This window comes from Streptomyces inusitatus, assembly GCF_014651115.1.
Taxonomy (GTDB): Bacteria; Actinomycetota; Actinomycetes; order Streptomycetales; family Streptomycetaceae; genus Streptomyces; species Streptomyces amakusaensis.
The window spans coordinates 1-1,167 of sequence record NZ_BMWG01000079.1 but is presented as its reverse complement, the minus strand read 5'-3'; the positions used below and the strand labels follow the sequence as shown (position 1 = coordinate 1,167).

The 1,167-nt window shown below is 70.1% G+C and carries 1 protein-coding gene; it reads right to left on the bottom strand.

The window, feature by feature from the left end:
* Positions 1-1,167, bottom strand: a 1,167-nt coding sequence (gene aroC / locus IE247_RS33890) for a chorismate synthase (protein ID WP_229869529.1), incomplete at both ends; no start/stop codon positions are given.

Sequence of the window (1,167 nt, the reverse complement as noted above, 5' to 3'; positions counted from 1 at the left end):
TGTCGAGGTACGAGGTGACATTGCGGCGGGTCTCGGTCACGCTGTCACCGCCGAACTTCTCCGCGACCGCGTCCGCCAGCACCAGCGCGACCATCGCCTCCGCCACGATCCCCGCCGCAGGCACAGCCGCCACATCCGAACGCTGATGATGAGCAGCCGCCGCCTCACCCGTGGTCACATCCACCGTCGCGAGCGCCTTCGGCACCGTCGCGATCGGCTTCATCGCCGCACGCACCCGCAACAGCTCACCCGTCGACATACCACCCTCGGTACCGCCCGAACGCCCCGACGTACGCCGCAGCCCGTCACCGGTGGCGACGATCTCGTCATGCGCCTGCGAACCGGGCACACGGGCCAGCTCGAACCCGTCACCCAGCTCGACACCCTTGATCGCCTGAATGCCCATCAGAGCAGCCGCCAGCCGGGCGTCCAAACGCCGGTCCCAGTGCACATGCGAACCCAGGCCGACCGGAACGCCGTAGGCCAGCACCTCGACGACTCCGCCGAGGGTGTCGCCGTCCTTGTGGGCCTGGTCGATCTCCGCCACCATCGCCTTGGACGCGTCCGCGTCCAGGCACCGCACCGGATCCGCGTCCAGCCTCTCCACATCGGCCGGGGTCGGGTAGACACCGAGAGGAGCCTTCGCACCCGCCAGCTCGATCACGTGCGACACGATCTCAATGCCCGCGGTCTCCCTCAGGTACGAGCGGGCGACCGCACCGAGCGCGACCCGGGCCGCCGTCTCCCGGGCACTGGCGCGCTCCAGAATCGGCCGCGCCTCCTCCAGGTTGTACTTCTGCATCCCGGCGAGGTCCGCGTGGCCCGGCCTGGGGCGGGTGAGCGGGGCGTTGCGGGCCAACTTCGCCAGCTCCTCCGGGTCCACCGGATCGGCCGCCATGATCCTGTCCCACTTGGGCCACTCGGTGTTGCCCACCATGACCGCCACCGGCGATCCCATGGTCAGACCGTGACGCACACCGCCGATGAACGTGACCTCATCACGCTCGAACTTCATCCGCGCCCCGCGCCCGTACCCCAGCCGCCGCCGCGCCAAGTGGTCCGCCACCATCTCCGTGGTGATCGGGACACCGGCGGGAAGACCCTCCAGCGTCGCCACCAGTGCGGGACCGTGGGACTCCCCCGCCGTCAGCCAACGCAACCTGCTCA